The organism is Sphingobium cloacae, from assembly GCF_002355855.1.
GTDB classification, from domain to species: domain Bacteria; phylum Pseudomonadota; class Alphaproteobacteria; order Sphingomonadales; family Sphingomonadaceae; genus Sphingobium; species Sphingobium cloacae.
On the sequence record NZ_AP017655.1, the window covers coordinates 2,774,092 to 2,793,455 of the forward strand.

Annotated in this window: 15 protein-coding genes; 11 read left to right on the plus strand and 4 right to left on the minus strand. The window is 63.9% G+C overall.

Going from position 1 to position 19,364, the window contains the following annotated elements; genetic code table 11:
- The first annotated feature begins 64 nt into the window (after window positions 1–64).
- The 3 genes from SCLO_RS13700 (at window position 65) to istB (ending at window position 4,305) form a co-directional block, all read left to right on the plus strand.
- Window positions 65–1,963: a ParB/RepB/Spo0J family partition protein gene (locus tag SCLO_RS13700; protein ID WP_066521294.1), complete on the plus strand. Its 1,899-nt coding sequence runs from the start codon at window positions 65–67 to the stop codon at window positions 1,961–1,963.
- 112 nt (window positions 1,964–2,075) lie between these two features.
- On the plus strand, window positions 2,076–3,590 hold the full coding sequence (istA, locus tag SCLO_RS13705; RefSeq protein WP_096362065.1) for an IS21 family transposase: 1,515 nt from the start codon (window positions 2,076–2,078) through the stop codon (window positions 3,588–3,590).
- Entirely contained in the window at window positions 3,577–4,305 is a 729-nt protein-coding gene (gene istB / locus SCLO_RS13710) for an IS21-like element helper ATPase IstB (RefSeq protein WP_096362194.1), read from the plus strand. The genes istA and istB overlap by 14 nt, the downstream gene beginning before the upstream one ends.
- Window positions 4,306–4,415: 110 nt before the next feature.
- Here the strand turns inward: istB and SCLO_RS13715 are convergent, their stop codons facing one another.
- Window positions 4,416–5,609 carry a recombinase family protein gene (locus SCLO_RS13715; protein WP_322788827.1) on the minus strand — a complete coding sequence of 398 codons (1,194 nt, stop codon included), beginning with the start codon at window positions 5,607–5,609 and terminating at the stop codon, window positions 4,416–4,418.
- A gap of 119 nt (window positions 5,610–5,728) precedes the next feature.
- Between SCLO_RS13715 and SCLO_RS13720 the strand changes: the two genes are divergently transcribed.
- Entirely contained in the window at window positions 5,729–6,346 is a 618-nt protein-coding gene (locus SCLO_RS13720) for a Fic family protein (protein ID WP_083949261.1), read from the plus strand.
- Between the two features lie 17 nt (window positions 6,347–6,363).
- Here the strand turns inward: SCLO_RS13720 and SCLO_RS13725 are convergent, their stop codons facing one another.
- From SCLO_RS13725 to SCLO_RS13735, 3 genes are all read right to left on the minus strand, one after another.
- A complete protein-coding gene (locus tag SCLO_RS13725; protein WP_066522276.1) occupies window positions 6,364–6,852 on the minus strand; it encodes a type II toxin-antitoxin system MqsA family antitoxin in 489 nt (162 codons plus the stop codon).
- Window positions 6,853–6,854: 2 nt separating this feature from the next.
- Entirely contained in the window at window positions 6,855–7,169 is a 315-nt protein-coding gene (locus SCLO_RS13730) for a type II toxin-antitoxin system MqsR family toxin (protein ID WP_066522275.1), read from the minus strand.
- Between the two features lie 86 nt (window positions 7,170–7,255).
- Window positions 7,256–8,524 carry a tyrosine-type recombinase/integrase gene (locus SCLO_RS13735; protein ID WP_066522272.1) on the minus strand — a complete coding sequence of 423 codons (1,269 nt, stop codon included), beginning with the start codon at window positions 8,522–8,524 and terminating at the stop codon, window positions 7,256–7,258.
- Window positions 8,525–9,200: 676 nt separating this feature from the next.
- Between SCLO_RS13735 and SCLO_RS13740 the strand changes: the two genes are divergently transcribed.
- The 7 genes from SCLO_RS13740 (at window position 9,201) to SCLO_RS13770 (ending at window position 19,059) form a co-directional block, all read left to right on the plus strand.
- Entirely contained in the window at window positions 9,201–10,151 is a 951-nt protein-coding gene (locus SCLO_RS13740) for an ArdC family protein (RefSeq protein WP_066522269.1), read from the plus strand.
- A 163-nt stretch (window positions 10,152–10,314) separates the two neighbouring features.
- Window positions 10,315–12,453, plus strand: coding sequence for a ParB/RepB/Spo0J family partition protein (locus SCLO_RS13745; protein WP_066522329.1), 2,139 nt, complete (start codon window positions 10,315–10,317; stop codon window positions 12,451–12,453).
- 130 nt (window positions 12,454–12,583) lie between these two features.
- Window positions 12,584–13,000 (plus strand): hypothetical protein, encoded by a 417-nt coding sequence (locus SCLO_RS13750; protein WP_066522328.1) that lies wholly within the window; start codon window positions 12,584–12,586, stop codon window positions 12,998–13,000.
- Window positions 12,997–13,260 (plus strand): DUF6117 family protein, encoded by a 264-nt coding sequence (locus SCLO_RS13755; protein WP_066522327.1) that lies wholly within the window; start codon window positions 12,997–12,999, stop codon window positions 13,258–13,260. Before SCLO_RS13750 ends, SCLO_RS13755 begins: the two co-directional genes overlap by 4 nt.
- On the plus strand, window positions 13,257–13,553 hold the full coding sequence (locus SCLO_RS13760; protein WP_066522325.1) for a hypothetical protein: 297 nt from the start codon (window positions 13,257–13,259) through the stop codon (window positions 13,551–13,553). The genes SCLO_RS13755 and SCLO_RS13760 overlap by 4 nt, the downstream gene beginning before the upstream one ends.
- A 161-nt stretch (window positions 13,554–13,714) precedes the next feature.
- Complete coding sequence (locus SCLO_RS13765) at window positions 13,715–18,022, plus strand: strawberry notch family protein (protein WP_096362146.1); 4,308 nt, start codon at window positions 13,715–13,717, stop codon at window positions 18,020–18,022.
- On the plus strand, window positions 18,022–19,059 hold the full coding sequence (locus SCLO_RS13770; protein WP_066522394.1) for a DUF7146 domain-containing protein: 1,038 nt from the start codon (window positions 18,022–18,024) through the stop codon (window positions 19,057–19,059). The genes SCLO_RS13765 and SCLO_RS13770 overlap by 1 nt, the downstream gene beginning before the upstream one ends.
- Window positions 19,060–19,364: the final 305 nt, after the last annotated feature.

Genomic DNA, 19,364 nt, shown 5'->3' on the forward strand with positions numbered 1-19,364 from the left:
GGCCTTCGTGACGGGCTTGGAAGCCGAGAGAGTGTCTCGCGGCGGCCCGTCACGGAGACCTGCCATGGCCAGACAGCCTGCAAAAATCACCCTCAGCCCTTCGCGTGACATTCCCTTCGACCATCTGATCCTGTCACAATCCAATGTCCGCCGCGTGAAGGCCGGCGTGTCGATCCCCGAACTTGCCGAGGATATCGCGCGCCGGACGTTGCTTCAGAGCCTCAACGTGCGCCCGGTACTTGATGCCGAAGGTCAGGAGACCGGCATCTTCGAAGTTCCTGCCGGTGGTCGCCGCTATCGCGCCCTTGAGCATTTGGTGAAACAGAAGCGCCTGGCGCGCACCGCGCCGATTCCCTGCATCGTCAAGGCGGCGGACAATGACGTTTCGGCTGAAGAAGACAGCTATGCCGAAAATGCGCACCGGGAGCAGTTGCATCCGCTTGACCAATTCCGGGCAATGCAGGCCATGGTCGACAAGGGCAGCGCCGCCGAAGACATCGCCGCGCATTTCATGACCACGCCCGCCGTCGTGCGCCAGCGTCTCAAACTGGCGTCGGTCTCGCCCAAACTCCACGATATCTATGCCGAGGACGGCATGTCGCTGGACCAGTTGATGGCGTTCACCGTGTCCGAAGATCATGAGCGCCAGGAGCAGGTATGGGAAATGCTCACCCATAGCTTCAACAAATCCGCCGCCTACATCCGCCAGCGCCTGACGGAAAACAGCGTCCGGGTTGCCGACAAGCGGGTGCGGTTCGTCACCGTCGATGCCTATGTCGCAGCAGGCGGCGGCGTGATGCGCGACTTGTTCGAGGACGATGACGGCGGCTGGCTCACCGATCCTGCACTGCTCGACCGCTTGGTCGACGCGAAACTTGCCGCCGAGGGCAACCGCATTGGCACTGAAGGCTGGAAATGGGTGGCAACTGCCGTCGACCTGCCATGGAATGCGACCAACGGACACCGTGAGATCGTTGGCGCAGAATTACCCATGACTGAGGCTGAGCAGGCAAGACTCACGGCGCTTCAGGCTGAAATCGAGCAGATCGAGACCGAATGGACCGACGACCCCAACGTGCCGCAGGACGTCTATGCGCGGATCGAAGGGCTTGAAACGGAAATCGGCCAGCTGGTCGACCGGCCCATGATTTTCGATCCTGCCGAAATGGCAATCGCCGGTGCCTTTGTGACCATCGAGGCGGATGGTTCGCTTTGCATTGAGCGGGGCTACGTCCGAGCCGAAGACGAACCGGTGGTGGAAGTCAGCGGCGAAGACGATGGCTCCGGGGTCGATCCCGTTTCGGGCGAGCCAATACCTGGCGCAAACCACCGTGGGACCGCACCAAACGCCAGCGGTTCGGCGCCTACTGGAACTGAAGAAGAAGATGCCGACGACGACATCCTCAAGCCGTTGCCCGACCGGCTGGTTGCCGACCTGACCGCCTGGCGCACGCTTGCATTGCAGGATGCCTTTGCCCAAAGCCCCGCCACAGCCTTCGCGACGGTGCTGCACGCGCTCGTGCTCGACACCTTCTACAGCTACAGCCGCGAGAGCTGTCTGCAACTGTCGCTCAACCGGGTGTCCTTTGCCAATCCACCTGCAGGTCTGCGCGACAGTGCTCCCGCGCGGGCCATCGCCGAGCGCATGAATCGCTGGGAGGATCGACTGCCGGAGTCCGACAAGGAACTTTGGGACGCGCTTCTGGCCTTCGACGCCGATGAGCAGGCCAGTCTGTTTGCCCATTGCACATCGCTGGCGGTGAACGCGCAGGCCGAGATCGTCCCCAAATACGACAATGGCAGGGTGTCGACGCATAGCGTTGCACGCCGCATCGCTCACAGCCACGTGCTGGCGCATGCCGTTGGTCTTGATGTCGTGGCGGCAGGCTGGAAGCCCACTGTCGATGGCTATTTCCGCAGCGTGACCAAGCCGCGCATCCTTGCCGATGTGACCGAAGCGTGAGGATCAGCGTGCAATAGGCACCCCCTTCGTGGGGTGATCGGCGTGCAAAAAGGACCCCTTCATCCCGGGGATTTAGTCGGCCGACTGGTTTTGATCAGTTGGCGAGAACGGGATGTTGATCGTGGAGACAGTGGTTCGGATTCGGCGTGAGCATGCAGGGGGGAAGGCGATCAAGGCGATCGCGCGCGACCTTCGTTTGTCGCGGAAGGTAGTCCGCAAGGCGATCCGGTCGCCGGAGGCGGCGTTCAACTATCAGCGCAAAGTCCAGCCGCTGCCGCGGATCGGTCCTTATCAGGATCGTCTCGATGCGCTGCTTGAGGAGAACGAGGGGCGCGGCCGCCGCGATCGGCTACGGATGACGCGTATCCATGACCTGCTGGTGCGCGAGGGGTTCGATGGATCCTATGATGCGGTGCGCCGCTATGCGGCGCGCTGGCGTGCTGCGCGGCGGAAGGATGCTGGCGAAGGCGCACCGGCGTTCATCCCGATGACCTTCCAGCCGGGTGAGGCCTACCAGTTCGACTGGAGCCACGAGGATGTGGAGATCGCCGGCAAGCCGATGCGGGTGAAGGTGGCGCATATGCGTCTCTGCGACTCGCGCGCACCCTATGTCCGGGCCTATCCGCGCGAGGGCCAGGAGATGCTGTTCGATGCCCATGCCCGGGCGTTCGCGTTCTTCGGCGGTGTGCCGCGACGCGGTATCTACGATAATATGAAGACGGCGGTGACGGCCGTGTTCACCGGCAAGGAGCGTGTGTTCAACCGCCGCTTCCTGATCATGACCGATCATTACATGGTCGAGCCGACCGCCTGCTCGCCGGCGGCGGGATGGGAGAAGGGCCAGGTCGAGCAGCAGGTCCAGACGATCCGAGGCCGCTTCTTCCAGCCGCGACTCCGGTTCGCCAGCCTGGCCGAGCTCAACGGGTGGCTGGAGGCCGAGTGCCGGCGCTGGGCCGAGCATCATGCCCATCCCGAACGCGGGGATATTACCGTCGCCGAGGCGCTGGATATGGAGCGACCGGCCCTGCAGCCGATCCTGGCACCGTTCGACGGCTTCCATGAGAGCGAGCATGCCGTCACCGGCACCTGCCTCATCAGCTTCGATCGCAACCGCTACTCGGTCATGTCGACGGCCGCACGCCGGACCGTTCAGGTGCGCTCCTATGCCGATCGCATCGTCATACGCTGCGGCGATGCGATCGTCGGGGAGCATGAGCGCCACTTCGGTCGGAACCGCACGATATACGATCCCTGGCATTATCTGCCGGTCCTCGCGCACAAGCCCGGCGCGCTGCGTAACGGCGCACCGTTCCAGGACTGGGATCTGCCGCCCGCCCTGCACCGATTACGGCGAAGGCTCGGCACCGGGGACGAGGCCGATCGCAGGTTCGTGCGGGTCCTCTCGGCGGTGCTCACCGATGGCCTGGAGCCGGTAGAGGCTGCCGTGCGCGAAGCGTTGGCGAACGGAACGGCCAGCGACGAGCTGATCCTCAACATCCTCTCCCGGCGCCGCGAGCCGGCGACACCCCACAGCATCGTCACTTCGGAAGACCGGATGCTGCAGCATCCTCCGCTCGCCGACTGTGCCCGCTATGATCTGCTGCGAGGCTATGATGCAGCGGCATGATATGATCGACACGATGCGCGGCCTCGGACTCAAGGGCATGGCGGCGGCGTTCGACGAGGCGGTCACCACCGGCCTCCAGCGCAAGCGCACCACCATGGAGATACTGACCGACCTGCTCCGTGCTGAGGCGACCCACCGGGATGCAGCCTCCATCCGCTATCGGATGACGGCTGCGAGGCTGCCCGTGGTGAAGGACCTGGAGCGGTTCAGCTTCGAGGGCACACCGATCAATGAGGAGATGATCCGCTCCCTTCACGATGGCTCCTTCCTCCCGCCTCGCCGCAATATCGTGCTGGTCGGCGGCACGGGGACAGGCAAGACCCACCTCGCCATCGCGATCACCGCCAATGTCGTGCGAAGGGGCGCTCGCGCCCGCTACTTCAACACCGTCGATCTGGTGACACGCCTCGAAGAGGAGACCCGGATCGGCAAAGGCGGGACCCTGGCGGCGCAGCTGTCGCGGCTCGATCTGATCGTGCTCGACGAGCTTGGATATCTGCCGTTCGCACGCTCGGGAGGGCAGTTGCTGTTCCACCTCATCAGCAAGCTTTATGAGCGCACCAGCGTCATCATCACCACCAACCTTGCCTTCGGCGAGTGGCCTACCGTCTTCGGGGATCCCAAGATGACTACGGCGCTGCTCGACCGCGTCACCCACCACTGCGATATCATCGAGACGGGCAACGACAGCTGGCGCTTCAAAAACCGCAGCTGACCGCTACCTTCGGCGCCTTCAAAAATCTATCTTGCGCTGCGCGCGCCTCCGGTCGGGCTACGCCCGCCCTCCGCCGCACGCAGCGCAAGGCCATCTTCAACAAACCAACATCATATCCGAAAAAGGGGGTCCCTCTTCGACGCCGATCGGGGGTCCCTTTTGAACGCCGTTTGACAGACGAGACTGTAGGCCCGGAGCAAGCTGCCAAACCGAGAAGAGTAAGCGCTGCTCGACGGCAGCCCTTCACACTCGTCGATGATGATGCCGGATAGAATGCCCTTGGTCTGATAGACCTCCCGAAGCGCCTCGATCATGTCGGCATCTGACAGCCTGAATGAGCGTGCGCCGATGATGGCCTGCGCGGCGTCGAACAGGTCGTGCTCGACAATCGCCTCGAACGCGCCGGGGCTGCGGATCCACATTTCCGGGTCATTGCGAACCCGCTTCTTCTTCAGCTTGAAGGACTGCCGATTCCATACATTGTCGCCGACATACTTCCCGTTGATGAGCATCTGATGGACCGTCCCGCGTGTCCACGCACGCCCCAGATCAGTCAGGATCCCTCGACTGTTAAGGTCATCGGCGATTTCGCGCTCGCTGAGTTCGTCATGGACAAACGCGGCGTACACGCTGCGAACCACCGCGATCTCGTCGTCGGGACCAGGCGTAAGAATTACCCGGTCTGTCTGAATGCTCTTATGCTCGCCGCGGGTCAGCACGCCCTTGGTCGTGCCGCTTTCGTCAATCAACGTTCGCCGCAGGCCAAAGCCAGCTGGCCCTCCCTGTCGGTATCCCTTTTCAATTAGCCGACCCTGGCCCGCAAAAACCTTTGTCGAAAGCTCCCGGCTGTATTCGCCGGCCATCGCGCGCTTCACGCCCTTTACGATGGTCGAGACCGGGCTGCCGTCATTTTCGAACTGCTCCGCGCAGTACAGCACTGCGATCCCGGCGCGCTTGCAGATGTATTCGTAGTAGGCGCTTTCATCAGCGTCCTGGAAACGGCCCCAGCGGCTGATGTCGTACACCAGGATCATCGTGAAGTCGGCGGCACCGGTTTGAACGTCGTCGATCAACCGCTTGAGAGCGTCGCGTCCTTCGATCTTGAGCCCGCTTTTCCCCGCGTCAGCATAGGTTCGCACGATCTCGATTCCACGAGTGGCAGCATAGTGCCGGATCGCATCTGCCTGATTCTCGGTCGAGTATTTCTGATGGTCCGTCGACATGCGGACATATTCAGCCGCGCGCACGAGCCTTGGGCCATGCTCGTTCTTGCTGTCGCTGTCGTCGTAACCCCGGTCCTGCAATTTGCGCCCTTTCGATCACCATGCTGCCGTGGCCAGGGCGACCAACCGCTGCAGCGCGAACTACGGACAACTCCGGCATTCCCGCACCTTGACCAGTATATGTGGGAAAGGAGCGGAAGATGTTGCCGAAAAGGGGCAGGAGGTTGCCGACCTGGAAGGGGGCACTGGCTGGACGCCAAGACTATGCCGAAACCATCGCGGATCTACTGAGGCGTGAACACGGAGGCAGCCATCGCGCCGTGAAACAAATTATGAGCATGACGGACGCAAGCGAGCGCACCGTTAAGCATTGGATGGCTGGACAACATGGACCGGATACTGTTTTCTTCCTTCGCCTATTAACAAACTCCCCTGTGATCAGGGCATTTGTCCTTGGCTTGATCGAAAGCGCACAAACAGCAGAATTAGCGCATCAGCGAGCTGCTCAGCTTCGCACGTTTGGCGCTCCTGTCATGCAGGTACCGCAAACACCCCGGCAGGATTGGCCTGAAAATGGCCGTATAAATGACCCTGAATCTGTCCCAATAAATGACCCAATAAACGAAGCGCTGAACGAGAGGCAGCGCTGGTTTCTTGCCCGAGTCGGCGCTGGCCATTTTTGCCGTGCAGACGACATTTCGGCCGACTGGAAGGTAAGCCTCAAAACTGCACGACGTGACATTGCCGGGCTTTGCTCTTCGGGTCGCGTTCGGTTCGTGGGCGCGCGCCGCAACGGACGCTATCGTATCATCGCCTGAGCTAAACTAACACAGACTCAGGCCGCGACAGCGGGGCTACGAACGCCCTTCGCGGAAGCCCCTTTCTTGCCGACAGGCGTTGAAGGTTGCCGAATGCTATCCCGCGAGGAGAGCCTGCGGAGGTGTCGGAGAGTCTCCAATTCCTCGGGGTGGCGATCAAGGATTTCGATCAATCCGACAGCAGCCTCGCTCGGCGGTGTCGTACCGCTCTCGTATTTCTGAAAAGCGCGACGTCCGCCACCGATAATCCGGCCTGCCTCTTCCTGGGTGAGGCCGAGCTTCTTTCGCACTGCCTTGACGCGCGCGGCATATGCCGCGCGCAGCTCAAGATAGGCCCGATCCAGAGCTTGCAGCTCGGCACCTGAATGAATGGAATCACCATCGTCTTCAGGATACCAGCCCGGCACCTCGACCTCGCGCGACATCGACCCAACACTGACCGTTTGCACACGGGCGTCGCGGCGGAGGACCTGGCCGGTCTCGGGATGAATCCGTGTCTGCGTCACCTTCAAACCTCCTTGAACGACGTCAGCACGACATCGATCAGCGTCTCGCCGGCAAACTTCAGATAGAGATACAGACCGTCGCACGGGATCCGGTAGCTGTCGTGCCAGACCTTCGAGTTCACCGGATTGTGAGCCGTCTCCGACTTCACAAAGTCCCGAGGTTCAAGGGCCTGTACAACCACCACCACATCTCCGAGCGAGTAGCCCAAGGCTTGAGCACTACGCGTTGCCGTCCGCGTGATCTCCAAGCTTGCCACATCACAAAACTTCGCCTGCACGGCGGAGAGATTGTGGTGCGGGACTCTCTTTCTCGCCATTCAATATACACCTTGAAGGTTAATTTTCAACAGTGGGATTGCGGACACAATTCCACTCGGCATAACCCAGGCAGGTAGATCAAAGGTCACGCGGCTTGCTGCATCGTTTGCAGTCGCGCCGCTCCGACCTCCAACAACCGAGCGATCTCATCCGAAGTCCGTTGGACCGCCAGCTTCAGCGCCTCATCGATATGGATGTAATCCTGCGTCACGTTCTGGGAGGCGTGCCCGAGCATGGCGCGGATCGTAAGTTCCGAAAAACCGAGTTCGCCAGCGATGCTCCCGAACGTGTGCCGCAGGGTGTGGGGTGTAACCCCCGAAATCCCCGCGAGTTTGCAAACACGGTCCAGACAGGAGCTTACAGCGGTGTAGGGGCCGGGCCCAGCTTCAGACGGGAAAACGTGAGGGTTTCCGACGATTTCAGCCTGACTCTGGACTACTTTGAGCGCTGCCGGCCCAATTGCACGCACCTGCGCGCCGCCCTTGGTGTCAGGGAAACTGACAAATCCGCCCCTAGCATTGACCCAAGCCCTCTGCATGGCTTGCGCCTCTTCCCGGCGATAACCGGTCAGAAGGAGTGTTTGCAGGACGCCCAGCGCAACAGGATTCTCATGATTTTGCTCGGCATAGGCAAGCGCCTTCCCGAGCATCTCGATCTCGGCAACACTCAATCGTCGGGTTCGCTTCTTGCTGGCCAGTTTCTTGGCGCCTTGAGTGGGGTGGTTGGTCAGCAATCCCTTGTGCTTAGCGTGGCCGATGATTGCCTGAATTGTGCCAAGGCATCGCGAGGCGACACCGGCTCCGCCGGTCGCCTTTCCACCTCGTCCACCAGTGCGGGCTTTGGCCGTTTTCCCATTTTTCACGTCGGATTGCATCTGCTCGACATCGGCGATGCTCAACTGCGTGACCACGCGCTTGCCAAGGAGGGGGATGATGTGCGTCTTGATCCGGCTTTCATCCATATCAAGCGATGACGCCTTTATCGGGCGGTTCAGCCTTCCGAGGATGTTCCCGGCACGCGCCTCGATGAGATACCAATCGCACATCTCAGCGACCGTCATACCTTTGCGTGCCCGGCGATTCTCGTCGGCGGGATCTTCGCCTTGGATAACAGAAGCGAGGTGCAGCTTCGCCTGATCGCGAGCCTGATCAACCGTCAGTATACCATATCGGCCAATATTGATTCGGCGCTGGATGCCCTCTGGATTCCGATATTGCAGGATAAAGGTCTTTGTACCCGAAGGCAGGATGCGTGCGCCGAAGCCCCGGACTTCCGTATCCCAGAGCACGGCTTGCCCCTTGGCGGGAGGGAGCAGCCCATCTACGCTGCGTTTGGTTAGCTTGACCGTGGGCATGAACTTCCCCCGTTTGGTGACAAAATCTCTTGCCGAGCATATTGTCACCAGATTGTCACCAGAGGCAAGCCCATTTTAGGCTACGCGATCGGGCTTAGGAAAAGATGAGTTGCACTATATCACTGGATTTGCGTACTTTATCCAAGTCAGGCGTACTCAGGAAAAGCCAGTCGGTCTTCTTGCCAAGGTTGGGGTCGAGGGTTCGAATCCCTTCGCCCGCTCCAGTTTTCCTAGGGAAATCAGCGAATTAGAGAGCCTCCCTCGGGAGGCTCTTTGCTTACGCGCACATTCGTACCTCATCGTGTAAGCACTATGTAAGCAGCTCAACGCGCAAGTTCGGATAGCGTAGCGACGGTTTGGCGCTTTCAAATGCCTCCACAAGCCCCTCAGTCAGCGCGCGATAGTGCGGATGCCCTCGCCATAGTTTCGATGCGCAACCGGGACGCTGCTTTCTGGCATATGCCAGATCGAAGCTACGGGGCTGGTTGATCACATTATGATTCGAATGTCAGGAGGGGGGAATGCCTTCCCCTGCGGTCGAGCCCAAGGTCTCGCCCGACCTCTTCTGCGGGGAGATCCCCGCAACGCCGCCAATAGAGTGAGAGTGCAGACGGGTTTTCCGTGACGGGTTGAGGGCTGGGAGAGAGGCTCCCGGCGCCCGTCGCGGAGATCCGCGATGTCCAGAAAAACCGCACCCGCTCGCGCCAGTCAGAATCGGGCGAGCCTCTATGATGAAGTCACCGACACGATCATCGCCGAGCTGGAGGCCGGCCGGTTCCCCTGGGTCCAGCCTTGGGGATCAGCCTCGGTGAAGGCCCCTCTCACCATGCCGAAGAACGCCGCGACCGGTCGGCAGTATTCGGGGATCAATGTGCTAATCCTCTGGGGTGCGGTCATCCAGCACGGCTTTCCCAGTCAGAGCTGGCTCACCTTCCGCCAGGCCCTGTCACTGGGCGGCAATGTCCGCCGCGGGGAGCACGGCATCACCGTCGTCTATGCCGACCGTTTCACGCCGGAAGACGAGAAGCGCCGCGCCCGCGAGACCGGCGAGGACGCCGCGGTGATCCCGTTCCTCAAGCGCTTCACGGTGTTCAACGCTGCGCAATGCGACGGCCTGCCTGAAGGTGTCGCCACCGTCGCACCACCGCCTCCTCGCGGCCTCATCGAACCGCAGGTCGAAGCCCTGATCCGGGCGACGGGCATCGATTTCCGCATCGGCGGTGATCGAGCCTTCTACGTCCCGACGTCCGACTATGTGCAGGTGCCGCCGCCGCAGGCCTATTTCGAGCCGATCAACTGGCACAGGACGGCCCTGCACGAGCTGGGGCACGCCACGGGCCACCCCTCACGCCTGAACCGTAATTTCTCGGGTTCATTCGGCTCGAAAAAATACGCCTTCGAGGAACTGATCGCGGAGATTAACGCCGCCTTCTGCTGCGCCTCGCTCGGCATCACGCCCACCGTGCGCCACGCCGATTATCTCGGCTCCTGGCTCGAGGTGCTGCGCGAGGACAACCGCGCCATCGTTCGCGCCGCCTCACAGGCGAGCAAGGCGGCGGACTGGTTGCTCGGATTCCTGCCGGACACCGCTGCCGGCTGCGCCGATGACGAACGGCGGGCGGCGTGACGATCCTGAAAACTGGCCTGAAAACCGGAAAGACGAAGACGCGGCTTTGCGCCTTTCCGCCTGCGTGGCGCTGCCCTCTTAGAGTGAGAGGGCGGCGCTTCGCTTCGTGACGGGTTGGAGGTCGAGAGAGAGTCTCCCGGCCGCCCGTCGCGGAGTAAAGATCATGGCGACCGCCATTCAAAAAATCACCCTGTCGTCGGCCCGCGACATCCCCTTCAACAAGCTCGTGCTGAGCCAGGCCAACGTCCGGCGCATCAAGGCCGGCGTCTCGATCGACGAGATGGCGGAATCGATCGCCCGGTGCGGCCTCATCCAGAGCCTGCATGTCCGGCCCGTCCTCGACGCCGATGGCCATGAGACCGGAATGTTCGAAGTGCCCGCCGGCGGCCGCCGCTATCGCGCGCTCGAGTTGCTGGTGAAGCAGAAGCGCCTGGCCAGGACCGCGCCGGTGCCCTGCGTCGTCGGCGACGCCAACAGCGACATCCTCATCGATGAGGTCTCGCTGGTCGAAAACATGGAGCGCGCGCCGCTGCATCCGCTCGACCAGTTCCGCGCCTTCCAGGCCATGCGCGACAAGGGCATGACCGAGGAAGCCATTGCCGCCGCCTTCTTCGTCGGCGTCACGATCGTGAAACAGCGTCTGCGGCTCGCCGCTGTCGCCCCCGCGCTGCTGGAGATTTACGCCGAAGACGGCATGACGCTCGAACAGCTGATGGCCTTCACCGTCAGCTCCGACCATGACCGCCAGCAACAGGTCTGGGACGCGATCAAGGAAGGCTGGCAGAAGGAGCCCTACCACATCCGCCGGATGCTCACCGAAACCACGGTGCGGGCGTCCGATCGGCGGGCCATCTTCGTGGGCGTCGAAGCCTATGAAGCGGCGGGCGGCCTGATGCTGCGCGATCTGTTCCAGTCCGACGATGGCGGCTGGCTGCAAGATCCGGCCCTGCTCGACCGTCTCGTGGCCGAAAAGCTCAAGCTCGCCGCCGACGAGATTGCCAGCGAGGGCTGGAAGTGGGTCGATGCTGCCCTGAGCTTTCCCTATGGCCACGAGCAGGGCTTGCGCGAACTTGTCGGGACTGCGGTCGATCTGACCGACGAGGAGCGCGCGACCCGCGAGGCGCTGCGCGACGAATATGACCGGCTCGAGGCCGAATATTCCGAAGCCGACGAACTGCCCGACGACATCGACGCGCGTCTCGGCGAGATCGAACAGGCGCTCGAGGCCTTCGAGCAGCGTCCGACGGTCTATGATCCGGCCGACATCGCCATCGCCGGCGTCTTCGTCAGTCTGGACTCCGATGGTTCGCTGTCGGTGGATCGCGGCTATGTCCGTCCCGAGGACGAGCGTCCGGTCGATGCCGAAGGGGACGACACCCCCGAGTTCGACGGCGGCGACGGTCCTGCGGCTACGCCTGCCGTGCAACGCGCCGTCATCACCATCGGCGGCCAGGCTGCGGAGCCCGAAGACGACGAGGAGGACGGCGTAAAGCCGTTGCCCGAACGTCTCGTGATCGAACTGACCGCGCATCGCACCCTGGCGCTGCGCAATACCGTCGCCGAGCATCCCGACGTCGCCATGACCCTCTTGCTGCACAAGCTGGTCAGCGACACCTTCCGGCACACCGCGCCCCCCGGCTGCCTCGAAGCCAGTGTCCGCCACATCTTCTTCTCCGCCCAATCGGAGGAGCTGAAAGACAGCCCGGCGGCGCACGAGATCGCCGACCGGCACGCCAGCTGGGGCGATCACGTTCCGGCCGACGACCAGGCGCTGTGGGACTGGCTCACCCATCTCGATCCCGGCACACGGCTCGATCTGCTCGCCCACTGCGTCAGCTTCGGCATCAACGCGCTGTTCGAGCGGCCGAACCCCTATGGATCGGGGGTCAGCCAGCATGGTCTGGATGTCCGTTTCTCGCAGGCCGACCGGCTCGCGCGCGCGACCGGCCTCGACATGGTGACGGCGGGCTGGCGACCGACCGTCGGCAATTATCTCGGCCGCGTCACCAAGCCCCGCATCCTCGAAGCCGTCCGGGAGGGCGCGGGCGAACGGGCCGCCCAGCTCATCGACCATCTGAAGAAGGGCGACATGGCCAAGGAGGCCGAGCGCCTACTCGCCGACACCGGTTGGCTGCCGGAGCCGCTGCGCCTGACATCCCTTGATGGCGATCAGCCCATCCCGAACGATCAGACCGACGCCGGCGAAGATAGCGCCCTGCCGGATTTCCTCACCGATGACGGCGAGGACGAAGACTCGGTCGATGACGAGGACGAAATCCAGCACGCGGTCGCCGCCGAATAGCGCGAGCAACGCGGGGCGGCTCCGTTCGTCCCGCGCGCGCCATCCCGATCTTCCTTCTGCCCGGTCCCACGGTCGACAGTCTGCATGGCTGTGCCGTGCGGTCCGGGCTTTCTCGTTTCAGGAGCCTGTCATGGCCGATTATTTCACCCATTTCTCGTGCCTGTTCGACGTCGGCACGCCCGACAACGCCGCCCGTGCGCTCGACCTCTACAACACGCTCTCCGAGGATGGCGCATCGGAGGAACCGCCCTCCGATGGCTTCCTCCTTTCGATCCAGCCCGAGCACGGCGGCAGCCAGCTCTGGATGCGCGACGACGTGACCGGCGACCCTGAGCGCCTCATCCGGTTCGTGCAACGCTGCGCCTCCGAGTTCGGGCTCACCGGCAGATGGGGTTTCCAATACGCCAACACCTGCTCAAAGCCCCGGCTCGACGGCTTCGGCGGCGGCGCCCATGTCCTCGACCTCGCCACCGGCGAGACCGTGGACTGGATCTATACCGATGGCTGGCTCGACCAGACCATGTCCGGCGAGGGAGGCCCGCTATGAGCATCCCCGCCCATGCCCGGAGCAATTTCCAGACCCTGCTGCGCGCGGCAGGCGACGGCAATCTCGCGCTCATGGAGTGCCTCGACGCGGTGACGGGTAGTCCACGCTACGTCATCTGCGCGGTGGGACGCGACGAGGGCGATTACGTCTTCACGCCCTTCGGCCATCTCGCCGACGGCAATCCTTACGACGCTTATCTGCCGCCCGACCCCAACGATCCTGACGGCTTCGTGCGGCCGGAAACGGGAGAGGCGCCATGATGGACATCGACGCCATCTTCGCGGCGGATCACGAGCGCCCGCCCGCCGAACGGTCGCTCCCTTGGCCAGAGACCAGGGACGGCCTTACCGTCATCATAGAACCCAAGCCCCATTGGGCCAGCGACATGCGGGCATTCCGAACCAAGACCCGTGAATATTGCGCCTATGCCGATTGGACCGCGAACGGCGCCCGCGCGCGGTTCTTCGGGCACATCGACACCAGCGGCGATGACCTGATCCGCAAGGCGCGCAGGCTCATCGCCAGCGAGATCGCGGACGGACACTGGAACTGATCTCTTGGAAAGCACCCCGCCGCACGGCCGGGGTGCTTTTTTCATGCCGGCCGCGAAGGGCATTTCGAGAGTGAGAGGGCTGCCGGGACGGGTCGAGTCCGGGCGGTCGAGAGAGAGCGCCGTTCGGGCGTCCCTTTCCCGCTCTCCCGAGGTTCCCGACTATGAACATTCTATCGCCCGTGGCCATGCCGGCTGCGCCCATCGTCCGTGCGTCCGCCATCATCGCCGCCGCCCATCAGCTTCTCGCCATGCTCGAACGCGGGCAGCGGATCGACAACGCCGGCCTTCGCACCGCCATGGAGATCGCCTTCGAGGCTTCCGACGCGAGCGGCGTCTGGGACTGGAAGACGGCCTACGAAGCCTGCGAATGCGCGACCGTCCTGTTCCTGCGCAAATACGGACGTGCGCTTTTCTGTAAAGCCGACACTCCGGCTGCACGTCTTTCCGCTTTGTCGAAAGTCTCCGGCCTTCTGCCGACGCACACCCGCCGTTCCGAGGAGAGCCAGGCGCTTCAGCAATTCTCGACGCCGATCCCGCTCGGCCTTGCCGCCATTACCGCAGCCGCGATCACCCCGCGCGACATCGTGCTGGAGCCCTCGGCCGGCACGGGCCTGCTCGCCATCCTCGCCGAGATCAGCGGCGGCTCGCTGCTCCTCAACGAGCTGGCGGAAACCCGCGCCGATCTGCTCGGCCAGCTCTTTCTGGCCCTGGCCGTCACGCGCGTCGACGCCGCCCAGATCGACGATCATCTTCCTGCGAGCGCCGTTCCCTCCGTCATCGTGATGAACCCGCCCTTCTCGGTGATGGCGAACGTCTCCGGCCGCATGGCAGACGCCGCTGCGCGCCATGTCGCCTCGGCCTTGGCGCGGCTCGCCGACGGCGGGCGCCTGGTGACGATCACCGGTGCGAATTTCGGCCCCGAGCAACCGGCTTGGCGCGATGCTTTCGTCCGGCTTCAGGAGCGCGGCCGAGTCGTCTTCACCGCTGCGATCGACGGCTCGATCTATGCCAGGCACGGCACGACCATTGAGACTAGGCTCACGGTCATCGACAAGCTGCCCGCCGAAGATCCGGCCGTGTTTCCGGCATCATCGGGTCTTGCGCCCGATGTCGCCACGCTGCTCGCTTGGATCGAGGCGCAGGTTCCACCGCGCCTGCCGGTCGCTCTTCCCGATAACGCGCGCGCCGTGACGGGCTCCGCGCCTCCCACCGTGCGCGGCTATCTTGCACGAGCCGCAACCGCACGTCCGACCACGTCATCGTCCATCGACCCGGGGGGCATCGGACTCGCCTACGATCCTGTGGACTGGACGCCGCCGGAGAGCGCCAACCTCACGGACGCGATCTATGAAGAATATGGCTTGCAGTCGATCCGTATTCCCGGTTGTCAGGCGCACCCCACCAAGCTCGTGCAATCGGCGGCCATGGCGAGCATCGCGCCGCCCAAGCCCGCCTATCGGCCGATGCTTCCGGCAAATATCACCGATCTTCTGTCGGACGCCCAGCTTGAAACCGTCATCTATGCCGGCGAGGCCCATTCGGATTTCCTTGCCGGTTCGTGGACCGTCGATGCGACTTTCGATCTCGTCCAGGCGGCTCCGGCTGAGGCTGAGAACGCCGTGCGCTTCCGCCGTGGCTTCATGCTCGGCGACGGCACCGGGGCCGGCAAAGGCCGCCAGTCTGCCGGCATCATCCTCGACAACTGGCTGCGCGGACGCCGCAAGGCGGTCTGGATCTCCAAATCCGACAAGCTGATCGAGGATGCGCAGCGCGACTGGTCTGCGCTCGGCATGGAGCGTCTGCTGGTCACGCCGCTGTCGCGTTTTGCACAGGGCAAGCCGATCACCCTGTCGGAAGGCGTCCTATTTGCAACCTACGCCACGCTGCGCTCCGACGACCGTGGTGAAAAGGTTTCGCGCGTCCGGCAGATCGTCGATTGGTTGGGCTGCGATTTCGACGGAGTGATCATTTTCGACGAGAGCCACGCCATGGCCAATGCCGCAGGCGGCAAGGGAGAACGCGGCGACGTCGCCGCTTCGCAGCAGGGACGCGCAGGCCTGCGGCTCCAGCACGCGCTGCCCCATGCCCGCGTCGTCTATGTCTCCGCCACCGGCGCGACCACCGTCCACAATCTCGCCTATGCCCAGCGGCTCGGCCTGTGGGGCGGCGAGGATTTCCCCTTCGCCACCCGCGCCGAATTCGTCGAAGCGATCGAGGATGGCGGCGTTGCGGCCATGGAAGTGCTTGCCCGCGATCTGCGTGCGCTCGGCCTCTATACTGCCCGTTCGCTATCCTATGATGGCGTCGAATATGAACTGGTCGAGCACGCCCTGACCGACGAGCAGCGCCGTATCTACGACGCCTATGCCGGCGCGTTCGCCGTCATCCACAATCATCTCGACGCCGCGATGCAGGCCGCCAACATCACCGGCGACGACGGGACGCTGAACCGGCAGGCCAAGTCCGCCGCCCGCTCGGCGTTCGAGAGCGCGAAGCAGCGTTTCTTCGGCCACCTGCTCACGTCGATGAAAACGCCGACTCTGATCCGTTCCATCGAACGCGATCTCGATGATGGCCACGCCGCCGTCATCCAGATCGTCTCGACCGGCGAAGCGCTGATGGAACGCCGACTGGCGGAAATCCCGACCGAGGAATGGAACGATGTTCGCGTCGACATCACGCCGAGGGAGTATGTTCTGGACTACCTCGCCCATTCCTTCCCGGTGCAGCTCTACGAGCCGTTCACGGATGGCGAGGGCAATCTGTCCTCGCGTCCGGTCTATCGTGACGGCCAGCCCGTCGAGAGCCGTGAAGCCGTCGCGCGGCGCGACGAGCTGATCGAACGGCTCGCGTCCCTGTCGCCCGTTCCCGGCGCGCTCGACCAGATCGTGCAGCGGTTTGGCGCCGACATGGTTGCCGAGGTGACGGGCCGCTCGCGGCGCATCGTCCGCAAGGGCGAGCGTTGCGCCGTGGAGAACCGGGCGCCCTCCGCCAACCTCGCGGAAACGGCGGCCTTCATGGACGACCTGAAGCGCATCCTCGTGTTCAGCGACGCCGGCGGCACCGGCCGCAGCTATCACGCCGAGCTGTCGGCGAAGAACCAGCGCCTGCGTGTCCACTACCTCCTGGAGCCCGGATGGAAGGCCGACGCCGCCATCCAGGGCCTGGGCCGCACCAATCGCACCAATCAGGCGCAGCCGCCGCTGTTCCGCCCGATCGCCACGAACGTGAGGGCCGAAAAGCGCTTCCTGTCCACGATCGCACGGCGGCTCGACACGCTGGGTGCGATCACGCGCGGTCAGCGCCAGACCGGCGGTCAGGGCCTGTTCCGGCCCGAGGATAATCTGGAATCGAGCTACGCCCGCGATGCGCTGCGCCAGCTCTACCTCCTGATCGTCCGCGGCAAGGTCGAGGGGTGCTCGCTGGGGCGTTTCGAGGCCGCGACTGGTCTGAAGCTGATGGACGACAATGGCATCAAGGACGACTTGCCACCGATCACCACATTCCTGAACCGCCTGCTGGCGCTCACCATCGAGCTTCAGGGCATCCTCTTCACCGCCTTCGAGCAACTGCTCGACGCCAAGGTGGCGGGAGCCATCGCCAGCGGCGTCTATGATGTCGGGCTGGAGACACTGACGGCGGAGAGCTTCGTCGTCACCGAACGCACGACCATCTACACGCACCCAGCGACAGCTGCGCAGACGCGGCTGCTTACAATCACGGAACGTCGCCGGAATCGGCCGACCACACTCGATGCGGCGCTCGGCTGGCTCGACGATCCGCAGGCCAGGCTGCTCGTCAACGTGCGCTCGGGCCGCGCCGCTGTTCAGCTATCCGCGCCGTCCATCATGCTCGACGATGGCGAGATCGAGCGCCGCGTCCGGCTGATCCGGCCGATGGAACAGCATCATGCGACCCTCGACATGATGGCGGACAGCCATTGGCAGGAGGCCGAGCGCGACACCTTCGCCGCCGTCTGGCAGCGCGAGGTCGACGAGGTGCCCGCGTTCACCGACGGTACGATCCACATGGTCAGCGGTTTGCTACTGCCCGTGTGGAAGCGCCTGCCCAACGAGTCGACGCGCGTCTATCGGCTTCAGACCGATGATGGCGAACGCATCATCGGACGGCGGGTTTCGCCCGCCTGGGCCGCCAACGCCGCCTCGACCGGAACCACCAATCTCAGCAGCGACGACGCCTATGCGGCGTTGGTGGACGGCCGCACCATCCTCGACCTGGCTGACGGGCTCCAGCTTCGCCGCGCGCGCGTCATGGGCGCGAACCGCATCGAGTTGTCGGGGTTCAGCGACACAATGCGGGATCGCCTGCGCGCCTACGGTCTCTTCAGCGAGATCATTTCGTGGAAGCTGCGCTTCTTCGTGCCGGTCGGCGCCTCCGGTCCCGCCGTCCTCGGCAAGCTGCTCGACACCTACGCCATCGAGCGCATCAGCGAGCGCGAGGCGGCGTGATGGCACGGCAGGACGCTTCCGATCTGGCGCACCGTCTCGGCCGGCAGGCCGAGGCGGTTTGCCGCCACTATCTTTCGAATGGGCAGCGCCAAGGCAACTATTGGCAGGTTGGCGATGTCCGCAACACCAAGGGCCGCTCGATGTTCGTCCGGCTGAAGGACAGCCCCAAGGGCCGCGCGGGCAAATGGACCGACGCCGCCACCGGCGAACATGGCGATCTTCTCGACCTCATCCGTGAATCGCTCGGCCTCACCGACTTTCCCGATGTCACCGATGAGGCCCGCAGCTTTCTCAGCCTGCCGCACCCCGAACCGGAACCCGCGGCGCCAAGGCGCGGCGTTGCCCCGGCTCCTTCGGGATCGGCCGAGGCCGCACGGCGACTGTTCGCGATGTCGCAGCCGATCGCAGGCACTGTCGTGGAGACGTATCTGCGCCGACGCGGCATTACGCTTCTGCACGGAACCGGCAGCCTGCGCTTCCATCCGCGCTGCTATTACAGACCCGACGATGGCCCGACCGAGACCTGGCCCGCCATGGTCGCCGCCGTGACCGACCTCAATGGCAAGATCACCGGCGCACACCGCACCTGGCTCGCGCCCGACGGCTCGGACAAGGCGCCGATCGACACTCCGCGCAAGGCAATGGGCGATCTGCTTGGGGCGGCCGTCCGCCTCGGTGTGCCCGGCAGCGTGATGGCGGCAGGCGAAGGTATCGAGACCATGCTGTCGCTCCGGCAGGTCTTGCCCGAAATGGCCATGGCCCCGGCGCTCTCGGCGGCGCATCTGGCGGCCATCCTGTTCCCATCGACTCTGCGGCGGCTCTATATCGTCCGCGATGACGATCCAGCCGGTGACGGCGCGCGCGACGTGCTGATCGAACGCACGAACGCCGAGGGCATCGAGGCCATTCCATTGTCGCCGGCGCTCGGGGACTTCAACGAGGATCTCCAGCGTCTCGGCATTGATGCGCTCCGCGCTGGTATCCGGGTGCAACTCGCACCGGAGGACGTTGCCCGCTTCATTACCCGGGCAGCGTAGCCGGAAAGGGCTGAAGGGCTGCGCGCAGCGGTCATGTCCGAGTGGATGCGCAGCGACGGAAAGAGGACCGCGCCTCGGCCTTCGAGAGGGCGATCGGCCGTCAGCCGGGCCGGACAAGGCAATGGCTGCGGCCGACGATTTTCCGGCGGCCCAGGCCCACCCCATGCGGCAAGCCGCCTGGGGACCCCGAACCCGCGCCTTTCCATCGCGAAACAAAATCGCCTGCCTTCGCCATCCTACGCTGACGCTTCGGCCCTTCGCTGCGCTCCGGGTGCAGGTCTGTCCCGCCCGACGGCTTCGTCGCC

Coding starts and splice junctions, on each gene's coding strand:
- SCLO_RS13700 (WP_066521294.1), top strand. CDS start 65: ATGGCCAGACAGCCTGCAAAAATCACCCTCAGCCCTTCGCGTGACATT.
- istA (WP_096362065.1), top strand. CDS start 2,076: ATGTTGATCGTGGAGACAGTGGTTCGGATTCGGCGTGAGCATGCAGGG.
- istB (WP_096362194.1), top strand. CDS start 3,577: ATGCAGCGGCATGATATGATCGACACGATGCGCGGCCTCGGACTCAAG.
- SCLO_RS13720 (WP_083949261.1), top strand. CDS start 5,729: ATGTTGCCGAAAAGGGGCAGGAGGTTGCCGACCTGGAAGGGGGCACTG.
- SCLO_RS13730 (WP_066522275.1), bottom strand. CDS start 7,169: ATGGCGAGAAAGAGAGTCCCGCACCACAATCTCTCCGCCGTGCAGGCG.
- SCLO_RS13735 (WP_066522272.1), bottom strand. CDS start 8,524: ATGCCCACGGTCAAGCTAACCAAACGCAGCGTAGATGGGCTGCTCCCT.
- SCLO_RS13740 (WP_066522269.1), top strand. CDS start 9,201: ATGTCCAGAAAAACCGCACCCGCTCGCGCCAGTCAGAATCGGGCGAGC.
- SCLO_RS13745 (WP_066522329.1), top strand. CDS start 10,315: ATGGCGACCGCCATTCAAAAAATCACCCTGTCGTCGGCCCGCGACATC.
- SCLO_RS13750 (WP_066522328.1), top strand. CDS start 12,584: ATGGCCGATTATTTCACCCATTTCTCGTGCCTGTTCGACGTCGGCACG.
- SCLO_RS13755 (WP_066522327.1), top strand. CDS start 12,997: ATGAGCATCCCCGCCCATGCCCGGAGCAATTTCCAGACCCTGCTGCGC.
- SCLO_RS13760 (WP_066522325.1), top strand. CDS start 13,257: ATGATGGACATCGACGCCATCTTCGCGGCGGATCACGAGCGCCCGCCC.
- SCLO_RS13765 (WP_096362146.1), top strand. CDS start 13,715: ATGAACATTCTATCGCCCGTGGCCATGCCGGCTGCGCCCATCGTCCGT.
- SCLO_RS13770 (WP_066522394.1), top strand. CDS start 18,022: ATGGCACGGCAGGACGCTTCCGATCTGGCGCACCGTCTCGGCCGGCAG.